Source organism: Arthrobacter sp. YC-RL1, from assembly GCF_001454985.1.
Lineage (GTDB): Bacteria > Actinomycetota > Actinomycetes > Actinomycetales > Micrococcaceae > Glutamicibacter > Glutamicibacter soli.
Window position 1 is genome coordinate 1,821,581 of the sequence record NZ_CP013297.1, and the last position, 17,231, is coordinate 1,838,811.

Here is a 17,231-nt window from a genome sequence, read left to right on the forward strand (position 1 = left end):
ATGACCACCACACTTTTGCGCATCGCCACCGCTGGATCCGTGGACGACGGCAAGTCCACGCTCGTGGGACGGCTGCTGCACGACGCCAAGGCCATCCTCGCCGACTCGCTGGACGACCTGGCCCGCACCAGCGCCGAACGCGGCTTCGGCGGACAGGCCGGCGCCCTGGACCTGGCGCTGGTCACCGACGGGCTGCGCGCCGAACGCGAACAGGGCATCACCATCGACGTGGCCTACCGCTACTTCTCCACCGCCCGCCGATCCTTCATCCTGGCCGACTGCCCGGGCCACGTGCAATACACCCGCAACACCGTCACCGGCGCCTCCACCGCCGATGCCGCCATCGTGCTGGTGGACGCCCGCCACGGGGTGCTTGAGCAGACCCGCCGCCACCTGGGGGTGCTCGCCCTGCTGCGGGTGCCGCAGCTGGTGCTCGCGGTCAACAAGATGGACCTGGTCGACTGGGACGAGCAGCGTTTCAGCGCCATCGAAACCGAGGTGCTGGACCTGGCCGCGCAACTGGGCCTGCAGGCCGCCACCGTCATCCCGGTCAGCGCGCTGCACGGGGACAACGTGGTGGATCCCTCCGCCCACAGCGACTGGTACGCCGGGCCCACCCTGCTCGGGCTGCTCGAAGAGCTGGCGCCGGGGCGCCCCGCCGGGACCGCCCGGCTGGACGTGCAGTACGTGATCCGCCCGCAGGGAGCGCTGGCTCCAGGCCTGGACCCGGAAGCGTACCGCGACTTCCGCGGCTATGCAGGCACCCTGGCCGACGGCAGCCTCTCGGTGGGAGAGACGGTGGGCATCCTGTCCAACGGCTACCCGGCCACCAGCCGGGTCAAGGCCATCGGCACCCCGTCCGGGCCGGTGGGCACCGCGCAGCCGGGGGATGCGATCGTCCTTGAACTGGAGGACGAGGTGGACATCGCCCGCGGGGACACCGTGGTGGCAGGCCAGCTGCCGCAGGCGGTGCGCGAATTCGACGCCGAGGTGTGCATCCTGGCCCCGGCCACGCTGGCCGAGGGGCAGCGGGTGCTGCTCAAGCACGGCACCAAGGTCGCCGCCGCGAAGATCGGGCCGATCAGCCACGTGCTCGACGTAGCCGACTACTCGCACCGGCAGGCCGACACCCTGGGGCTCAACGACCTGGGACGGCTCACGGTGCGCAGCTCCGCGGCCCTGAGCCCTGCCGACTACAGCGATTCGCGCACCGGCGGCAGCTTCCTGCTCATCGAACCGGCCACCGGGCGCACCCTGGCCGCCGGGATCATCGGAGCCGGGCATGCAGCCGCCTGAGCGGCCGGCCGCCGGACGCACCCGGCTGACCGCGCACGCCCCGCGCGCCAACCGGCGCGGTAGGGCCCTCGGGGCAGCCGCGGCGGGGCTGCTGGCGGTGGCCGCGGTGCTCACCGCCTTCGTCCCGGCCCCGGCCAAGAATGCCGGGACGGCCGCCGACCAGGGACCGGCCGCCACCTTGCGCCTGGGCTACTTCGCGAACGCCACCCACGCCCCGGCGCTGGTGGCCGACGCCAAGGGCATCCTGGGCAAGGCAGTGGGCGCGGACGGCACCACGGTGGAAACCCAGATCTTCAACGCGGGCCCCGCGGCCATCGAGGCGCTGAACTCCGGGGCCATCGACGCGGCCTACCTGGGTCCCAGCCCTGCGCTGAACAGCTACCTGTCCAGCGGGGGGACCTCGCTGCGCGTCATCGCCGGGGCCGCGTCCGGCGGGGCCAGCCTGGTTGTCTCCAAGGACATCACCGAGGTGTCCCAGCTGGCCGGCACCGAACTTGCCACCCCGCAGTACGGCGGCACCCAGGACGTGGCGTTGCGCAGCTTCCTGAAGGAGCGGGGCCTGGATGAGTCGGTCACCGTCACCCCGAGCACCAACGGCACCGTGCCGCAGCTGTTCGCCCGCGGCTCCATCGACGGGGCCTGGCTGCCCGAACCGCACGCCTCGCTGCTGGTCAAGCAGTACGGGGCGCACCGCCTGGTCAACGAGGCGCAGTTGTGGCCGGAAGGCAAGTTCCCGACCACGGTGCTGGTGGCTTCGCAGGAGTTCATCACCAAGCACCCGGACACCGTGCGGGAGCTGGTGCAGGCCAACGCGGAGGCCATCGTCTGGCTGAACACCACCGGCGAGCAGCAGAAGCTTCACACCGTGCAGCAGGCCCTGGCCGCGCACGGCGGCGGCACCCTGTCCGATGAGGTGATCTCCGCGGCGCTGGACCAGATCAGCTTCGATGAAACGCCGCTGAGCGGAACCTTCGACACCCTGGTGGCCCATGCGGCCGCGGTGGGCATCGGGGAACCGGGCAGCACGCAGGGCCTGGTGGATGACTCCTTCGCCGCCGGGGAGGGGAAGTAATGGGAGTGCAGCTGAACGAGGTGTCCCTGAGCTACCCGGGCACGGGGCTGGTCATCGACAGGCTCAGCGCCCGCATCGAGGACGGCGAATTCATCGCAGTGCTCGGCGCCTCGGGCTGCGGCAAGTCCTCGCTGCTGAACCTGATCGCCGGGCTGCTGGCCCCCACCGAGGGCTGGCTGGACGTCCCGGACGACGGGGCGGCGTTCATGTTCCAAGATTCGAACCTGCTGCCCTGGCTGAGCGCGGGCCGCAACGTGGAGCTGGCGCTGAAGCTGGCCGGGCATCCGAAGGACACCCGGCAGGCACGGGTGGACCAGCTGCTGGAGCTGGTCCAGCTGGGGCACGCGGTGCACAAGAAGCCGCACGAGCTCTCCGGCGGCATGCGCCAGCGTGTGGCGCTGGCCCGGGCGCTGGCCCAGGACCGGCAGGTGCTGCTGATGGACGAGCCCTTCGCGGCCCTGGACGCCATCACCCGCGACCTGCTGCACGAGGAACTGCGCTCGCTGTGGGAGCAGACGGGCAAAACCATCATCTTCGTGACGCACAACGTGCGCGAGGCCATCCGCCTCTCCGGGCGCATCCTGGTCCTCTCCTCCCATCCCGGACGCATCCTGGAAACCCGGAGAATCACCGAGGACCTGCGCCGCAACCCGGCGCAGTCGGCCGCCCTGGCCGACGAACTGACCACCATCCTGCGAAAGGAGCAGCGCAAGCATGAGCGCACTGACGCAAACTAGGGCCGCCGCCGCGCTCCGCCCGGCCGCCGCGCTCCGCCCGGCCGCCGTGCTGCGCCGCCGCGGGCGCGCCGATGCGGTTATCGCCCCGCTGATCACCCTGGTGGTGCTGGTCAGCCTGTGGCAGATCGCCGCCTGGGCTTCGCCGCTGCGCGAGGACCTGTTCCCCGGCCCGGCGGCCGTGGCCGCCAAGCTGCCCGAGCTGCTGGCCGACGGGACCCTGCTTTCCGCGGTGGGCACCTCGCTGTTCCGGGCGCTGTCGGGCTTCGTGATCGCGGTGCTGGTCGCCACCCCGGCGGCCCTGCTGCTGGCCCACCTGCCGCTGCTGCGCAAGGGCTTGGGCCCGCTGGTCTCGGCCATGCAGGTGCTGCCCTCCATCGCCTGGGTGCCGGCGGCGATCATCCTCTTCGGGCTGAGCGACGCGACCATCTACACCGTGCTGCTGCTCGGGGCGATTCCCTCGATCATCAACGGACTGCTCTCGGGCATCGACATGATCCCCGCCCAGTACTCGGCCCTGTCCCGGGTGCTCGGGGCCAGCAGGCGCCAGCATATCGTGCATGTCGAGCTTCCCGCGGCGCTGCCCGGCTACGTGGCCGGACTGCGCCAGGGCTGGGCTTTCGCCTGGCGCTCGCTGATGGCGGCGGAACTGATCGCGGTGGGCGGCTCACTCGCCCTGGGCGTCGGCTCGCTGCTGCAGCGCGGCCGGGATCTGGCCGACCTGCCCCTGGTGATGTTGGTCATACTGGTGATCCTGCTGGTGGGCGTGCTGATCGAACTACTGTGTTTTGCCCCGCTGGAACGCAAACTGCTGCGCGACCGCGGAATGACTCGAACTGGAGAAAACCATGGCTAACGGACATATCACCCTCATCGGCGGGGGACCGGGCGACCCGGAACTGATCACGGTCGCCGGCTACAAGGCCCTGCTCGCCGCGGACGTGGTGCTGGCAGACCGGCTCGGGCCGACCGAACTGCTTGCGGACCTGGCTGACGACGTGATCGTGGTGGACGTGGGCAAGGCCCCGGGCTGCCACGTGAAAACCCAGGACGAGATCAATGAATTGCTGGTCAAATACGCTTTGGAGGGAAAGAACGTGGTGCGCCTGAAGGGCGGGGACCCGTTCGTGCTGGGCCGCGGCGGCGAAGAGCTGCTCTATGCGGCCAAGTTCAACATCCCGACCCGGGTGATCCCCGGCATCACCAGCTCCATTTCGGTTCCGGCGGCCGCCGGCATCCCGGTGACCCACCGCGGGGTGGCCGCGGGTTTCACCGTGGTCAGCGGCCATACCGAGCTGGCGGACGTGCCCATCCGCAGCGACCACACCCTCGCCGTGCTGATGGGAGTCTCGAATTTGCCGAAAATTGTTGAGACATTGCTTACCCGCGGTTTACCGTCAAGTACGCCAATTGCGATAGTTGAGCGAGGTTACTCACAGACGCAGCGGACAACTATCGGTACGCTAGAAGGGATTGTAATGCGAGCCCGCAAGGCCGCAGTGGCGAATCCGGCCGTCATCGTGATTGGTGATGTCGTTCGGCTAGCCCCGGAAGCCTCCGACAGCCTGGCAGGCCTCCTGCCGCTAGAGAACGCCGACGTCCCTGCGGCGGCCACATTCGTTGACTAAGAAAGAGATGTTGTTTGATGAGTGAACTGATCGTCCCCGAGCACCTTTCGGCCCGCGCCCTGCGCGTGGCAATTGTCGGCGCCGGCCCGGCAGGCATCTATGCCGCTGATCTGCTCAACAAGAGCCAGCCGGTCTCCTCCGGCGCGCTGAGCCTGAAGGTAGACCTGTTCGACGAGCTGCCAACCCCGTTCGGCCTGATCCGCTACGGCGTGTCCCCGGACCACCCGCGTATCAAGGGCATCATCACCGCCCTGCACAAGGTGCTGGACAACGACTGGATCGACTTCTACGGAAACGTCGGACTGGGCCGTGACATCACCCTTGAGGACCTGCGCGCCCGCTACGACGCGATCATCATCGCCACCGGCGCCCAGAAGGACGCGGACCTGAACATTCCAGGCATCGACCTGGACGGTTCCTACGGCGGCGCTGATTTCGTGTCCTGGTATGACGCCCACCCGGATGCAGACAAGGACTGGGACCTGTCGGCCCGCGAAGTCGCGGTCATCGGCAACGGCAACGTGGCGCTGGACGTGGCCCGCATCCTGTCCAAGCACGCCGACCAGCTGCTGGAAACCGAAATCCCCGCCCACATCTACGCGCAGCTGAACGACTCCGCCGTCACCGACGTGCACGTGTTCGGGCGCCGCGGCCCGGCCCAGGTGAAGTTCACCCCGCTGGAACTGCGCGAGCTGTCCCACTCCAAGGACGTGGACATCGTGCTGTACCCGGAGGACTTCGAATTCGACAAGGCCTCGGATGAGGCCATGAAGACCAACAACCAGACCAAGACCATGGTCTCCACGCTGACCAACTGGCTGATCGAGCAGGAAGAGCGCGAAGAAGCTCCAAGCGCCTCGCGCCGCCTGCACCTGCACTTCCTGCAGTCCCCGATCGAGGTACTGGGCGAAGACGGCAAAGTGACCGGCCTGAAGGTCGAGCGCAACGAGCTGGACGGCAACGGCGGCGCCCGCGGCACCGGCGAATTCATCGAGTACCCGATCCAGGCGCTCTACCGCGCGGTGGGCTACTTCGGCTCGGCCGTCGGCGAGATCGAATACGACGGCGCCAAGGGTGTGCTGCCGAACGTCGAAGGCCGTGTCCTGGACGCAACCGGCACCCACGTGCCCGGACTGTACGCCACCGGCTGGATCAAGCGCGGCCCGGTAGGCCTGATCGGCCACACCAAGGGCGACGCCCTGGAGACCATCAACCACCTCTTGGAGGACCTGGGCTCCCTGGCCCAGCCGTCCATCGAGCAGTCCATCGCGGATCTGCTGGACGAGCGCGGTGTGCAGTTCTCCGACTGGGATGGCTGGAAGTCCCTGGACGCGCACGAGAAGGAGCTGGGCGCTGCCGAAGGCACCGTGGCCACCCGCTTCGGCGACATCACCCGCGACCGCATCAAGGTTGTCGAGCGCGAAGACATGTTGGAATTCTCCCGCGCAAAAAAACTAGCTGAGAGTCTGTAAGCTCCACCCCAGACTCTGACATCTCAGGGATGGTCCCGCCGCACTGCCGGCGGGGCCATCCCTTGGTGTTTGTGCAGTGAACCGGTCCTGAGGGCGGTTCAGGCGAGCAGCGTGTCCCAGAGGTAGTCCTCCGACACCACTGGAATGCCGTAGTCCCGGGCCTTCTTGGCCTTGCCTGACAGGGAATCCGGATCCGCGGCCACCAGAAGGCTCACCTTCTTGGTGATGGCGCCATGCGGAACATAACCAGCGGCCCGGAGGTCCTCCTCGATCTGCGCGCGGGCCCGAGACATGTCCCCGGTGAGCACCACCAGAGATCCGGGAGCGAGTTTTCCGGCTGATGGCACCGCCTCAGCCGTGGCTAGTTCGATATCCGCAGGCGGTCTCAGCGCTCTCTGCACGCTTTGCTGCCCAAGCCCGAGCAGGCCGGCGACCGTCTTGAGATCCAGAAGTTCTTCCTCGGTCAGCGTGCCGTCGGCCCAGGCTGCGCGCACCAGCTGCTGGAAATACAGCTCGTGGAGTTCCAGCGCCCCGGCCCGGTCGAGTCCCAGCTCCGCGGCCAGCGAGATCAGCTGCTGTTCCTCGTGGGCCGACAAGTACCGGTCCATCAGCGCCCGGTCGAGGATCGCCAGGTAGTCGTCCTGGGCTTCGGTGCCGGTGAACTGGGGCAAGCGGGTGGTCAGCCGGTCCAGGAAGTGGCGGGCCGGTTCGGCGTCGGCGGCGGCCCGTCGCACAGGAATGATGCGCCCTCCCGGGGACGCCTTGATCCACGCCGATTGCGCCGCCCGGCCAAGGCGCAGATCCCATTCGGGATTCTGCTCATCGAGTTCCATGTAGCGCGAGAGCAGGACTGCGGTGGCGGCCGCGTCCCCGGCCGCGCTGTGGGCTTCCAGGAGCTCGATGCCGAAGGAATCGCAGCAGTCCTGCAGCGAGCGCCCGGCGCCGTGCAGGTACTGATGGGACATGCGCATGGTGCACAGCCCATGCTCTAGAAAGTGCCCCGGCACCGGCATGCCGGCCCGGCGGAACTCCGCGTCCAGGAACCGTGCATCGAAGGAGAGGTTGTGGGCCACCAGCACGGTGCCTGACAGCCGCCATGCCAGTTCTGCGGCCAGGTCGCTGAACGTCGGGGCACCGAGCAGATCACGGCTGCGGATTCCATGCAGCGACTGCTTGCCCAGGTCCCGCTGCGGGTTGACCAGCGTTTCCCAGCGGTCCAGCACTTCGCCGTCGCGGTTCATTCTCACGATGGCGATCTCCGCGATCCGGTCATGTCCGCCGGGGAACAGCCCGGTGGTCTCGGTGTCGAGGACGGAGAAGACTCCGCTGGCCATTTTCATATTTCCCCCTGTACTTTTCTCCGGCTGAATCCGGTAACTCCCATTCTGCCCACCGGATGCGCGTGGCTGAAACCCTGGGGTTCACATATGATCAGTTCACAGTCGCTTTTTCGTTCAGGTCGATCCCGACGCCCCAGGCCTCGGCATGAAATGGATGGTGTACCGTTTATGCGCAACGCTTTTCCTTCATCCCTGCGCCACCTCGCCGAGGGGACACGGCTGTATGGCCGGGACCAACCAGGGCAGATGGCGGCCATTCTCGCCCTGAGCATTTACCTTCCCTTGACCCTGCCGCTGCTGCGCGAGGGAGTCTGGATCGGCTTTTCCGCGTGGGTTGAAGCCGTGACGGTACCGGGTCCCGGGCTGATTCTGGCAGGCTATGCGGTGATTGTTGCCATCGTGATCGCGTTGGCCCTGGCAGCTCCGGGCCTGGCCGCCACTGCGCCGCTGGCGCCCTACCCTGTGGAGCGGCCGGTGAAGATCCGCATCCTGCAAAATTGCCGGCTCTTCCTGGGCAGCATGATCGGTATGGGCGCGATCGGGGTGCTCTTTACTTCCGGCATTGAGCGCCTTGAACACATCGTCTGTGTTGCCATCGGCGCCCTGCTGCTGCAATTGGGCCATCTTGACGAGGTCAACGCGGCGCAGGCCGACGCCGTGCTTGGACTTCTGGGGGAAGAACCGCTGCAGGCCTACGACCAGTGGTATGCCAAGCAATGGGGGAGGCCAAGAGCCGGTGGACGGGTCCGCGCCCGGGCTTCGCTGGTTCGCCGCAAGCTCTGGATCATCGCGCTGATGATGCTGGTTCATCTGGGTGTGCTCGTGGCCTACATTGCGATTGTCCACGGAACCGCGGGCTTGGCCCGCCACTGGGCGACGGTGCTGTTCCTGTCCGCTGCCGCGTCGGTGGTGAACCTCTTGATCATCGACGCGGTCCTTATGACGCTGCTGGCGATACGGCACACCAGGGGGAGCCGTCACAGCAGATGGGTTTCGCATCCGGAAACGTATTTCGCGCTCATGGCCATGGGCGCCAAGGTCCTCGCCACCGCGGCCATGGCCGCGCTGCCGGCGCTGTGGATGAACGAAGAGAATCGGCAAACGTCGTTGGCGTACCTGCTCTTCCTTGGCATTGAATTGCTCCTGGTTTTTGTGCTGGTGCTGCTGCTAGTTCGCAGATGGCTTGTACCGGGCAGCTTGCCTCCGCAGCCCTTGGGCCGATACGACGGCGATGCGATGGCGGTGCTGCTCAAGAAGCGGGCGGCCCGAGATCGCGCAGCCATACGCGGGGCGGTTGCCTACCGCAGCCACCAAGAGAGAGCATCATTGAAATTGGCTGTGGACAAATAGGGGCGCCATGGTCGACAACGTAATTCTTTTCATGGCGTGAGGGGACTGCAAAAAAGTATGTGAATTCCACCGCGCCATCACAAATGGCTCGAATTTCGAGTTGCTAGGCGTTGCAAGCCATCGGACTTCAGCCAACGTCCACAATGGAACCTACTGTCGAGGCCGACGGAGCAGGACTTCGACGATACACAACGCGACCAGCGACAAGATGCCGGCACCGAGAAGTACAAGTCCAACTGGCTCCAGATCAATGACTCGCGATGTGTAGAGGTCTTCCGAGCCATAATTCTTGTCCCAGACAACCGTGCTTTGGGCGGACACGAAGAAAACTCCAAGTGCCGTGGAAACCGAGGCAACTGCCCATCCAAGAATGTGAAACAGTCTTGTTTCTTGAGTCAAAAACAACTTTTGGTTTCCTTCGTTCGAAATGGACATTAGGCGAAAACGTCCCGGCATGTGCGAATCGCCGGGCGAACTTGACCCCGATGCGACCGAGGAGCTGCCCTAGTCGCCAATGATTTCAAAGCATAGCCCGTGACAGTTGTGTTTGAGGAAGAATCATAAGAAATATCTAGTCATCGCATTCGAATCGGTGCACTTTCTGCCGAGTATTGCTGTCAAAAAACGGATTGGATAATGAGCGCTACGCGGATTTCCCCATTGTATGTTCCTGACTGCTTTTCTCATTGCGGGCAAAACGCCGCGGCCGTTCCCGGTTTGAATCGAGGGAACGGCCGCGACGTTTTAGTCGCTTGGTACTAGGCTCTTAGGCGCCAACAGCCTTCGAAACCTTGGCGGCAGGAACGCTGCGGCGCAGCATGACGAACAGCAGAACCATGCCGACCGTCAGCGCGATGTGCCCCAGCCCGGCGATACCTGCAATCATGGCGCTGGATTCCTTGCCCAATACGGTCAGCGATCCGTGCACGGTGAGCATGGCCGCGGTCAGGACGACACCGATGTTGTAGGTCCACATGAACCATGCGTAGAGCTTGGCATGGGCGCTGATGTTGAACGCCTTCTCCAGCAACAGGACCATGAGCAGGACCATGAATCCGAGCACCAGCAGGTGGGTGTGGACGACTGACAGCTGGGTCCAGCCGCCTTCCGGGAAGTCGTTCATTTTGGTGAATTCGCGGTAGAACAAGCCGGAGGCCACACCGACGGCCATGTAGATGAACGAAAGATTGACGAGCTTACGCATTGATGGAGCTTTCTGTCGAAGGTGAAGTTTCGGATTCAACGGCATACTGGACGCCTGAACCCTTGCCGAAGACCGGCTTGTTGTTGGAACCGAGGACTGCGAACAGTGCCGGCAGCAACAGGGTGCGGACCACGAAGGTATCCAACAGGACGCCGAGGCCCACGATGAGTCCCAGCTGTCCCAGAACCATCAGCGGCAGGGCGGAGAGGGCTGCGAAGACTCCGGCAAGGACCAGGCCGGCGCTGGTGATTACCGAGCCGGTGCTGCGTGCCGCATTGGCCACGGCATCTGTCAGCGAGGACGTGGCGGAGTTCTGGCGGACTCGCTGGGTGAAGAAGATCGTGTAGTCAACACCCAGAGCGACCAGGAACACGAAGGCCAGCAGCGGAACCTGGACGTCCAATGCCGAGACATCGAAGACCATCGACGAGATCAAGGAGCCGAGTCCCACGGCCGCCGCGGCGCTGAGCAGGTTGACCAAACCCAGAGACAGGGCCGTACGCCAGGAACGGGTCAGCCAGCCGAGCATGGCGAAGCAGATGATCATGATCATCGGAGCGATGACATACAGGTCGCGCAGGTGGCCCTGATGCGAGTCGTACTGCGATGCGCTCTGCCCGCCCACCAAGACCGTGGCAGTGCTTGCCTCGTCGGCGGTCGAACGGATCTGGGCGACCAGATCCATGGCCTCGGAGCCGGAAGGATCATCCGAGGAGATCACGGAGAACTGCTGCCAGGAGGAATCCCCGAGTTCGCGGGCTTCGCCGACGCGCACCACCCCGTCGAGGCCCTTGAGCCGCTCCTGCAGGACAGTGGTGTCGGATCCATCAACCAGCACGGTGATTGGCTGTGCTTCGCCGGCCGGGTAGTGCTCGGAGAGCACGGTCATGGCGCTCGCCGATTCGGTCGGGGTACGGAACTGCTGGGTCTGGTCCAGACCGAGACGGGTTCCGGTCAGCGCGCCGGCCAAGACCAGCAGCAGCACAACCAGGGCTGCGAGGTTGGCCCCCGGTTTGCGCATGACCGCGGTGGCGGCTTTGCCGAAGTACTTGCCGCGGGTGTTCGGCTGGCCCGGCTTGGGAACCAGCGGCCAGAACACCTTGCGTCCGCACAGAGCGAGGACCGGCGGCAGCAGCAGGAAAACGAACAAGGCTGCGATGAGCAAGCCGGCGGCGCAGACGATGCCCAAGCCGCGGGTGTCTTCCATGACGGCAAGAGACAAGGTCAGCAGAGCCAGGACTACGGTGAGGTTGGAAGTGAGGATTGCTTCGAAGCTGGCGGCCCAGGCCTTGGCCAGCGCCTTGCGGTGGTCCTCGTTCTTCTGCAGTTCATCGCGGTAGCGGGAGATCAGCAGCAGCGCGTAGTTGGTGCCCGCGCCGAAGACCAGCACGCTGAGCACGCCGGAATCGAAATGCAGGTCCCAGGCGTTGCCCAGAACGTCGGCGACCATCGAGGCGCTACGGTCGGCCAAGGCCACCACGGCCAGCGGAATCAGCCAGAGAATGGGGGAGCGGTAGGTGGCGATTAGCAGCACCGCCACGATGCCGACGGTGACTGCCAGCAGGGTGAAGTCGGCGCCTGCGAAAGCCTGGCTGACGTCAGCTGCGAAGGCGGTTGAACCAGTCATCTGCAACTGGACGCGGGACAACTCGTGCGCGCCCAGCCAGTCGCGGATCTCGGTCAGGGTCTGCTTGTCGGCGTCCAGGTCGACGGTGTCCCAGGAAACTGGAACCATCACGGCCTTGGCGTCCTCGCTGGGAAGAGCTGGACCTGTCTTGACCGCCAGGTCGGAAGCCATCTGCGGTGCGAGCTTGGTGACCTGATCGATTTTGCTGCTGCTCAACGCTTCCCCAGTGGAACCGTTGGCGACAAGGATGGCGGAGGTTGTGGTGCTGTCGCTGTTCTGTGCCAGCAGTTCGGCGACCTTGGCGGAATCTGAGCCGGCAACGAGCGAACTGTCTGCGCGCTTGGGGGCATCCACCCCGCTCAAAGCGCCAAAGAGCAACACGACCACGGCGAGCAGGGCCACGGTCCACCAACGGGCTGAACGCCGGGAAGTCAGCGAACTGGCGACGCGGGAAATGACTGGAACTTTCATACTTCCAGTCAACTCGGATTAACAGTGTCTGCCATCGTGGCTTGTGCTGATTCAAAGATCAACCGAACGGTTGAGGCGGCCTCGGGCGAGTCGCCATGGCTTCCGCCTGGTTAGAGCAGGCCGAGGTCCTTGGCTGCATGGATTGCCCCCGTGCGGGAGCTTGCCTGGAGCTTGTCGAAAATATGCACCAAGTGGGTTTTGACTGTCGCTTCCGAGACGAAGAGGGTCTTGGCGATCTGCTTGTTGCTGGCACCGGTCGCCAGCTGCTGCAGCACTTCGGACTCTCGCTGGGTGAGTTCCACCTTGGGACGGCGCATCCCAGCCAGCACCCGTTGCGTCATTTCAGGTGCCAAAACCAGCTGCCCTGCCGCAGCCTGGCGGATCGAGTCGATAATGGTCTGGGACGAGACGTCCTTCAGCAGGTAGCCTGCCGCTCCGGCCTCGATGCACTGGATGATCTCGGCATCCTTGTCGAAGGTGGTCAGAATGAGCACCTGCGGGGGATTAGGCATCGCCCGCAACGCAGCAGTGGTCGCCACGCCGTTCATGCCGTCGCCCAGGCGCAGATCGCACAGCACCACATCCGCCGGATCCCTCTGGGTGATCGCTACCGCTTCCTCGCCGCTGGAGGCCTCCCCGAGCACCGAGATTTCCGGATAATTGGCCAGCAACGCCCGCAGTCCGGTGCGGACAATGGGATGGTCATCAACCAGCAGCACTTTGATCACTGTGCATCCTTCCGAGGAGTCATTGGCAGGTGCGCGCACAGGGCGGTGCCTTCACCTGGTGAGCTTTCAATGTCCAGGCCGCCACCGAGCTCGCCCAATCGCTGGATCATTGCGGTCAAACCAAAGCCGCCGGCTGGTGTTGCCCCGTGTCGCGGTGACTCGACATCAAATCCTATGCCGTCATCAACGATATCCATGCGCACCTCGTTGGCAAGCACCCCAAGGTTCAGGCTGACCCGTGTGGCCTGCGCGTGGCGCCTGACGTTGGACAGTGCTGACTGCGCCGTACGCAGCAGCGCAATCTGGATGCTGGGATCCAGCGCGGGGATGCCTTCCTCAACGTTCAAGCGAGTCGCGACTTTCGAATCAGTTTCGAATGACGCCAGTACACGTTCCAAGGCTCCGGCGAGCGCCTGGGTGTCCAGTTCCGCCGGGGCCAGTGCCGCGATGATCCGGCGCAAGTCGTTGAGCGACTGTCCGGAGAGCTCATCAATACGCGCCAGAGCGTCCAGGGCAGTCTGCGCATCCGCGGCAGCGGTTGCCGCCTTGGCATGGAGCCCGATCGAGGAAAGCTGCTGGGCCACCGTGTCGTGAATCTCCCGCGCCAAGCGGGTGCGCTCGGCAGCGATACCCGCCTCATGCTGCGAGCGGGCCAGTTCTTCCTGGAGGTCCGCCATTTCCTGCTGGGCACGCATCAATGAATCCACCAGCTTGCTGCGGATCTCCGCATCGCGTTCAAGCTGCAGGTAGCCGCGGGAGATGCCCCAGGCGAACAATCCGCCGACCAAAGGCCCGACGACGGATGCCAAGGAGGACTGTCCATTGTGCAGGTACGGGGTCATGATGGTGAAGGCGTAAAGCACCAGAGACCAGAGGATGGACGGGAGCAAGGGCAGCTGGTGTCCCAGCAACAGCCAGAGACTGAACGCCAGCCACATGAACTCCGGGGTCGTCCAAAGGCTCGCCACCCAGACGGCCAGGAGCACGGCAATCCACCAAGATGGAAGCTTGGCTTCCCCGCGCACCGCCATGCGGACGAAGCCGGCAATGTACCACCCAGCAAATAGCGTTGCCGCCAGGAGCACCGGCCAGAGGCTGGCTTCCGTGGAGAGGCCGCGCAGCACCACCACCGCGAGAAGGATGGCGGTGACCACATGCTGGCCCCAGCGGAGGATCGCCGGTGAAGTGATCAGCTGGTGTCCTGATTCCAGATGTGGCGCTGAGGACGGGTAAAGGCTCATGTCTTGAGACTACCGAACATCCGTGGTTGGCCATGTTCCTCTTTTGGGGAAGGAACGCTATGCGCTCGCCGATTTCCCTGGCTCCAATCCGATGTTTTATACCTCGGCAAAGTTGCTTCCCGAATTGGGCGAGACGAATAGGGGGATATGAAAATCCCCTCCGCGTAAACTCAGTACATGTGCATCGCTTTCGTTCAGATGTCGGCCTCTGATGCCGACGAGCTGCTCAAGTTCCTGACCGCCAATCGATTCCCGTTCCATGTCCAGCAGGCACCCCGTGTTGAAGACGTACGGACAAGAATCGAAAATAGCTATTACTAGAATGAAGACCGGCAAGGCTACTGGGTAGCGCAAGGCGAACAACGCATTGGAATGGTTGTCTTGGAAGACTTGCAGGACGCCGAATCTCCGCTGTTCGATCTGCGTCTGGTCGAGTCGTATAGAGGGCAAGGGATCGGCGTGAAGGTACTGCGCGCCCTATGCGACTTGGTTTTCGAATCAATGCCGCACACTCTCCGCTTCGAAGGCCAGACGCGGGAAGACAACATCGCCATGCGCAAGACCTTTATTCGCTCTGGGTTTCTAAAGGAAGCTCACTACCGAATGGGATGGCCAACAACGGATGGTCGACCCATGGCCTCGATCGGCTACTCAATCCTGCGTGACGACTGGTCAAGTGGAACCGTCACCCGTTTCGAATGGGATGACATCGCGGTGTAAGAATTTTCTGCCTTTCGGCATCGGTTCCGGCAATCCGCCGGGCTTTACGAGATACCTCGTCGGCTTCATGCGGTGCCTGTTCTAGCCGCATCGTGCAGCACCACCAGCTGCGAGGTGGCTCGGGTCATGGAGACGTAGCGTCGCACGGATCCTTCCACGCCGGAACCAAAGCGCTCGGGCCGGTACAGCAGGACAAGGTCGAATTCCAGCCCCTTGGCCTGCTCAGGGCTCAACGCGGCAACCCTCGGCCGCGGTACGAACGAGTCGTGGCCGATGACCGCGGCGATACCTTCAGCGTGGTTTTGCAGCCAGGCACTGAGAATCGGTTCCAGTTCATCGGGATGTGCATATCGTACCGGTGCGCCATCGGAGCGAATGGACACAGGAACATTCGCCTCAGGCATCTGCTGGCGGATGACACTTGCGGCGGCATCCATGACCTGGGCGGTGGTTCGATAATTGATGTTCAGTTGTGCAACATTGACGTCCCGTATGCCTGCCCGGGCTAGGCGCTCAGCCCAGGACTCGCTGAAACCTCCAGTTGCCTGCGCCCGGTCGCCGACAATCGTCAGGCTGCCCGAGGGACAACGCCTCAGCACCATCGCCCACTGGGCATCGGTCAGATCCTGGGCTTCATCAACAATCACGTGGGAGAAAGGCCCTGCCAAGGCGTCGCCAGGTGGTTCCTCGACGGACCGTTGCTGGATTAAGCGATCCTGCAGGTCGGAATTCATCAGCTGCGAGGACAGGTCTTCCTTGTCATCGGCGGAAGCGATCAGGTCGTCGATGACCTGTCGCATCAGCCTGCGTTCCGAAGCGAATTCGGCGGCACGCCGCAAACGGACCTGCTCACCGTGCGGGTCGCCAACCAGCGCCCGGGCTGCATCGAGCAACGGCAAATCAGACTCGGTCCACGCTGTCCCGGCCCCTGCCTGCAGCAGCGTGTCGATGTCGTCCAAGCTCAGCTCCCGGGCACAGTAGCGAAGCAAGGGTGCGTTCGAATACAGGGTCCGCAAGAGATTGCCCGGATCCAAGACAGGCCAGTACTCCTCCAAGCAGGCATCCAGCTGGTCGCTGGTAGCAACTGCTTGCCTGGCTTCTGAACCGCTGACCTCGTCGCCGGATATCTTCGCCGCCAACTGGTCGACAAGTATCTCGCGCAACTGGGAGCGCGCGGCGTTATGGTCCAAACCCGATTCGAGCGAATTCACCGCGGCCGTCCATTGGGCAGGGGAGAGCATGAGATCAGCCCACGGGGTTTCAATGACCAATTCCTGCACGGGAGGCTGTTCGAACACCTGAATGGCTCGTTCCACGGCGTCAACCATCGCGGCGGTAGCCTTGAGCTGCCTGATGCGCGCGTCGGACTCCACCTCGATGGCACCAGCGTTCGAAACCATGTTCGAAAGTGTTGAAACCAGTACCTCGTCCTCCCCGAGGTTCGGCAAGACGTCGGAAACATAGGCTGTATAGGAATCATGGGGACTTACCACGAGCACCCGACCGCCCTGGCTTTTCATCCGAACGTCCGAATACAGCAGATACGCGGCACGATGCAGCGCTACAACAGTCTTGCCCGTCCCCGGACCCCCGTCCACCACGAGGGCCCCGGTCGATGGTCGGCGGATGATCGCGTCCTGGTCACCGTGGATCGTCGCCAGGACATCCTGCATCTTCCCGGTGCGCTGCTCACCCAGCAATGCAAGAAAAGCCGAATGGTCATCCAGCGAGGTGCTGTCGCCCAGATGCTCCAGGTCGAACACCTCGTCGAAGTAGCCGGCGATCAACTGCTTGCGCCAGCGGTACCTCCGGCGCATCACCAAACCCTGCGGGTTCGCATGGGTCGCAGCGAAAAACGGTTTCGCAGCTGGCGCACGCCAGTCGATCATGAGAGGGTTGCCCTGTTCATCGCTTAGGCCCAGGCGTCCGATGAAAAGGCGCTCGCCGGAAGACGTCTGCATAAATCCCAGGCAGGACTGGGGACCGACGCGGTCCAGCTGCGCCAGCCGCTGGCCCAGCTCGGTGACTTCCACGTCCCGTTCCAGGGATTGTTGCAAAACCCCCGCCCGGTCGGCACCGCGCGAAATGAGCCGGTGCCGGGTTTGGGTTCGAAGGTACTCCACACGCAGCCAGATTTCTTGCAGTCGCACATTGTCCGCGTCGAGCGACCCGGCAGGCAAGCGGCCGGCCTGCGTGTTGGACAGTGCGAAAAAATCAGGTAGCGGCGCGCCAGCGGCTGAAGGGAAATAGGGCATTCGAAGACTCCTGGCATTGCATCAAACTAGCGGGGCAAACATCGATTATGCGCCCTGCCCGGGGCCTTGCGGCAAGGGGGTGCCGGTGGGCTA

General features: G+C 64.2%; 15 protein-coding genes and 1 pseudogene. 9 read left to right on the top strand and 7 right to left on the bottom strand.

What is annotated here, in order from left to right; genetic code table 11:
* From ATC04_RS08525 to ATC04_RS08550, 6 genes are read left to right on the top strand one after another with little or no spacing between them, the layout of a single operon-like run.
* The gene (locus ATC04_RS08525; RefSeq protein WP_047119294.1) at nt 1-1,296 is read left to right on the top strand and encodes a GTP-binding protein; all 1,296 of its coding nucleotides are present in this window, start codon (nt 1-3) and stop codon (nt 1,294-1,296) included.
* The gene (locus ATC04_RS08530) at nt 1,283-2,368 is read left to right on the top strand and encodes an ABC transporter substrate-binding protein (protein WP_052772388.1); all 1,086 of its coding nucleotides are present in this window, start codon (nt 1,283-1,285) and stop codon (nt 2,366-2,368) included. The genes ATC04_RS08525 and ATC04_RS08530 overlap by 14 nt, the downstream gene beginning before the upstream one ends.
* Nucleotides 2,368-3,105, top strand: coding sequence for an ABC transporter ATP-binding protein (locus tag ATC04_RS08535; RefSeq protein WP_047119293.1), 738 nt, complete (start codon nt 2,368-2,370; stop codon nt 3,103-3,105). The genes ATC04_RS08530 and ATC04_RS08535 overlap by 1 nt, the downstream gene beginning before the upstream one ends.
* Nucleotides 3,083-3,958 carry an ABC transporter permease gene (locus tag ATC04_RS08540; protein ID WP_047119292.1) on the top strand — a complete coding sequence of 292 codons (876 nt, stop codon included), beginning with the start codon at nt 3,083-3,085 and terminating at the stop codon, nt 3,956-3,958. The genes ATC04_RS08535 and ATC04_RS08540 overlap by 23 nt, the downstream gene beginning before the upstream one ends.
* On the top strand, nt 3,951-4,730 hold the full coding sequence (gene cobA / locus ATC04_RS08545; RefSeq protein WP_047119291.1) for a uroporphyrinogen-III C-methyltransferase: 780 nt from the start codon (nt 3,951-3,953) through the stop codon (nt 4,728-4,730). The genes ATC04_RS08540 and cobA overlap by 8 nt, the downstream gene beginning before the upstream one ends.
* A gap of 17 nt (nt 4,731-4,747) precedes the next feature.
* Nucleotides 4,748-6,202, top strand: a complete 1,455-nt coding sequence (locus ATC04_RS08550) for an FAD-dependent oxidoreductase (RefSeq protein WP_047119290.1) — start codon at nt 4,748-4,750, stop codon at nt 6,200-6,202.
* 98 nt (nt 6,203-6,300) lie between these two features.
* Here ATC04_RS08550 and ATC04_RS08555 read toward each other — a convergent pair whose 3' ends face one another.
* Nucleotides 6,301-7,542: an exonuclease domain-containing protein gene (locus ATC04_RS08555; protein WP_231735942.1), complete on the bottom strand. Its 1,242-nt coding sequence runs from the start codon at nt 7,540-7,542 to the stop codon at nt 6,301-6,303.
* Nucleotides 7,543-7,710: 168 nt separating this feature from the next.
* Here ATC04_RS08555 and ATC04_RS08560 point away from each other — a divergent pair, with 168 nt between their 5' ends.
* Nucleotides 7,711-8,892, top strand: a complete 1,182-nt coding sequence (locus ATC04_RS08560) for a hypothetical protein (protein WP_047119288.1) — start codon at nt 7,711-7,713, stop codon at nt 8,890-8,892.
* A gap of 150 nt (nt 8,893-9,042) precedes the next feature.
* On the opposite strand, the gene ATC04_RS19285 is transcribed toward ATC04_RS08560, so the two are convergent.
* From ATC04_RS19285 to ATC04_RS08580, 5 genes are all read right to left on the bottom strand, one after another.
* Complete coding sequence (locus tag ATC04_RS19285; RefSeq protein ID WP_152666851.1) at nt 9,043-9,327, bottom strand: hypothetical protein; 285 nt, start codon at nt 9,325-9,327, stop codon at nt 9,043-9,045.
* A gap of 331 nt (nt 9,328-9,658) precedes the next feature.
* Nucleotides 9,659-10,096: a DUF2871 domain-containing protein gene (locus tag ATC04_RS08565; protein ID WP_047119287.1), complete on the bottom strand. Its 438-nt coding sequence runs from the start codon at nt 10,094-10,096 to the stop codon at nt 9,659-9,661.
* Nucleotides 10,089-12,194, bottom strand: coding sequence for an MMPL family transporter (locus tag ATC04_RS08570; RefSeq protein WP_047119286.1), 2,106 nt, complete (start codon nt 12,192-12,194; stop codon nt 10,089-10,091). The genes ATC04_RS08565 and ATC04_RS08570 overlap by 8 nt, the downstream gene beginning before the upstream one ends.
* Before the next feature lie 110 nt (nt 12,195-12,304).
* Nucleotides 12,305-12,922: a response regulator transcription factor gene (locus tag ATC04_RS08575; RefSeq protein WP_047119285.1), complete on the bottom strand. Its 618-nt coding sequence runs from the start codon at nt 12,920-12,922 to the stop codon at nt 12,305-12,307.
* Nucleotides 12,919-14,163, bottom strand: a complete 1,245-nt coding sequence (locus ATC04_RS08580; RefSeq protein ID WP_052772387.1) for a sensor histidine kinase — start codon at nt 14,161-14,163, stop codon at nt 12,919-12,921. Before ATC04_RS08580 ends, ATC04_RS08575 begins: the two co-directional genes overlap by 4 nt.
* Before the next feature lie 177 nt (nt 14,164-14,340).
* Here ATC04_RS08580 and ATC04_RS19860 point away from each other — a divergent pair, with 177 nt between their 5' ends.
* Nucleotides 14,341-14,484, top strand: coding sequence for a hypothetical protein (locus ATC04_RS19860; protein WP_231735943.1), 144 nt, complete (start codon nt 14,341-14,343; stop codon nt 14,482-14,484).
* A gap of 24 nt (nt 14,485-14,508) precedes the next feature.
* Nucleotides 14,509-14,883: pseudogene (locus ATC04_RS19865) on the top strand (GNAT family protein); the annotation flags it as partial.
* Between the two features lie 65 nt (nt 14,884-14,948).
* Here ATC04_RS19865 and helR read toward each other — a convergent pair.
* The gene (gene helR / locus ATC04_RS08590) at nt 14,949-17,138 is read right to left on the bottom strand and encodes an RNA polymerase recycling motor ATPase HelR (RefSeq protein WP_052772386.1); all 2,190 of its coding nucleotides are present in this window, start codon (nt 17,136-17,138) and stop codon (nt 14,949-14,951) included.
* Nucleotides 17,139-17,231: the final 93 nt, after the last annotated feature.

What these genes read in the sequence shown, in the direction of transcription:
- ATC04_RS08525 (WP_047119294.1), top strand. Translation starts at nt 1, where the DNA reads ATGACCACCACACTTTTGCGCATCGCCACCGCTGGATCCGTGGACGAC.
- ATC04_RS08530 (WP_052772388.1), top strand. Translation starts at nt 1,283, where the DNA reads ATGCAGCCGCCTGAGCGGCCGGCCGCCGGACGCACCCGGCTGACCGCG.
- ATC04_RS08535 (WP_047119293.1), top strand. Translation starts at nt 2,368, where the DNA reads ATGGGAGTGCAGCTGAACGAGGTGTCCCTGAGCTACCCGGGCACGGGG.
- ATC04_RS08540 (WP_047119292.1), top strand. Translation starts at nt 3,083, where the DNA reads ATGAGCGCACTGACGCAAACTAGGGCCGCCGCCGCGCTCCGCCCGGCC.
- cobA (WP_047119291.1), top strand. Translation starts at nt 3,951, where the DNA reads ATGGCTAACGGACATATCACCCTCATCGGCGGGGGACCGGGCGACCCG.
- ATC04_RS08550 (WP_047119290.1), top strand. Translation starts at nt 4,748, where the DNA reads ATGAGTGAACTGATCGTCCCCGAGCACCTTTCGGCCCGCGCCCTGCGC.
- ATC04_RS08555 (WP_231735942.1), bottom strand. Translation starts at nt 7,542, where the DNA reads ATGAAAATGGCCAGCGGAGTCTTCTCCGTCCTCGACACCGAGACCACC.
- ATC04_RS08560 (WP_047119288.1), top strand. Translation starts at nt 7,711, where the DNA reads ATGCGCAACGCTTTTCCTTCATCCCTGCGCCACCTCGCCGAGGGGACA.
- ATC04_RS19285 (WP_152666851.1), bottom strand. Translation starts at nt 9,327, where the DNA reads ATGTCCATTTCGAACGAAGGAAACCAAAAGTTGTTTTTGACTCAAGAA.
- ATC04_RS08565 (WP_047119287.1), bottom strand. Translation starts at nt 10,096, where the DNA reads ATGCGTAAGCTCGTCAATCTTTCGTTCATCTACATGGCCGTCGGTGTG.
- ATC04_RS08570 (WP_047119286.1), bottom strand. Translation starts at nt 12,194, where the DNA reads ATGAAAGTTCCAGTCATTTCCCGCGTCGCCAGTTCGCTGACTTCCCGG.
- ATC04_RS08580 (WP_052772387.1), bottom strand. Translation starts at nt 14,163, where the DNA reads ATGAGCCTTTACCCGTCCTCAGCGCCACATCTGGAATCAGGACACCAG.
- ATC04_RS19860 (WP_231735943.1), top strand. Translation starts at nt 14,341, where the DNA reads ATGTGCATCGCTTTCGTTCAGATGTCGGCCTCTGATGCCGACGAGCTG.
- helR (WP_052772386.1), bottom strand. Translation starts at nt 17,138, where the DNA reads ATGCCCTATTTCCCTTCAGCCGCTGGCGCGCCGCTACCTGATTTTTTC.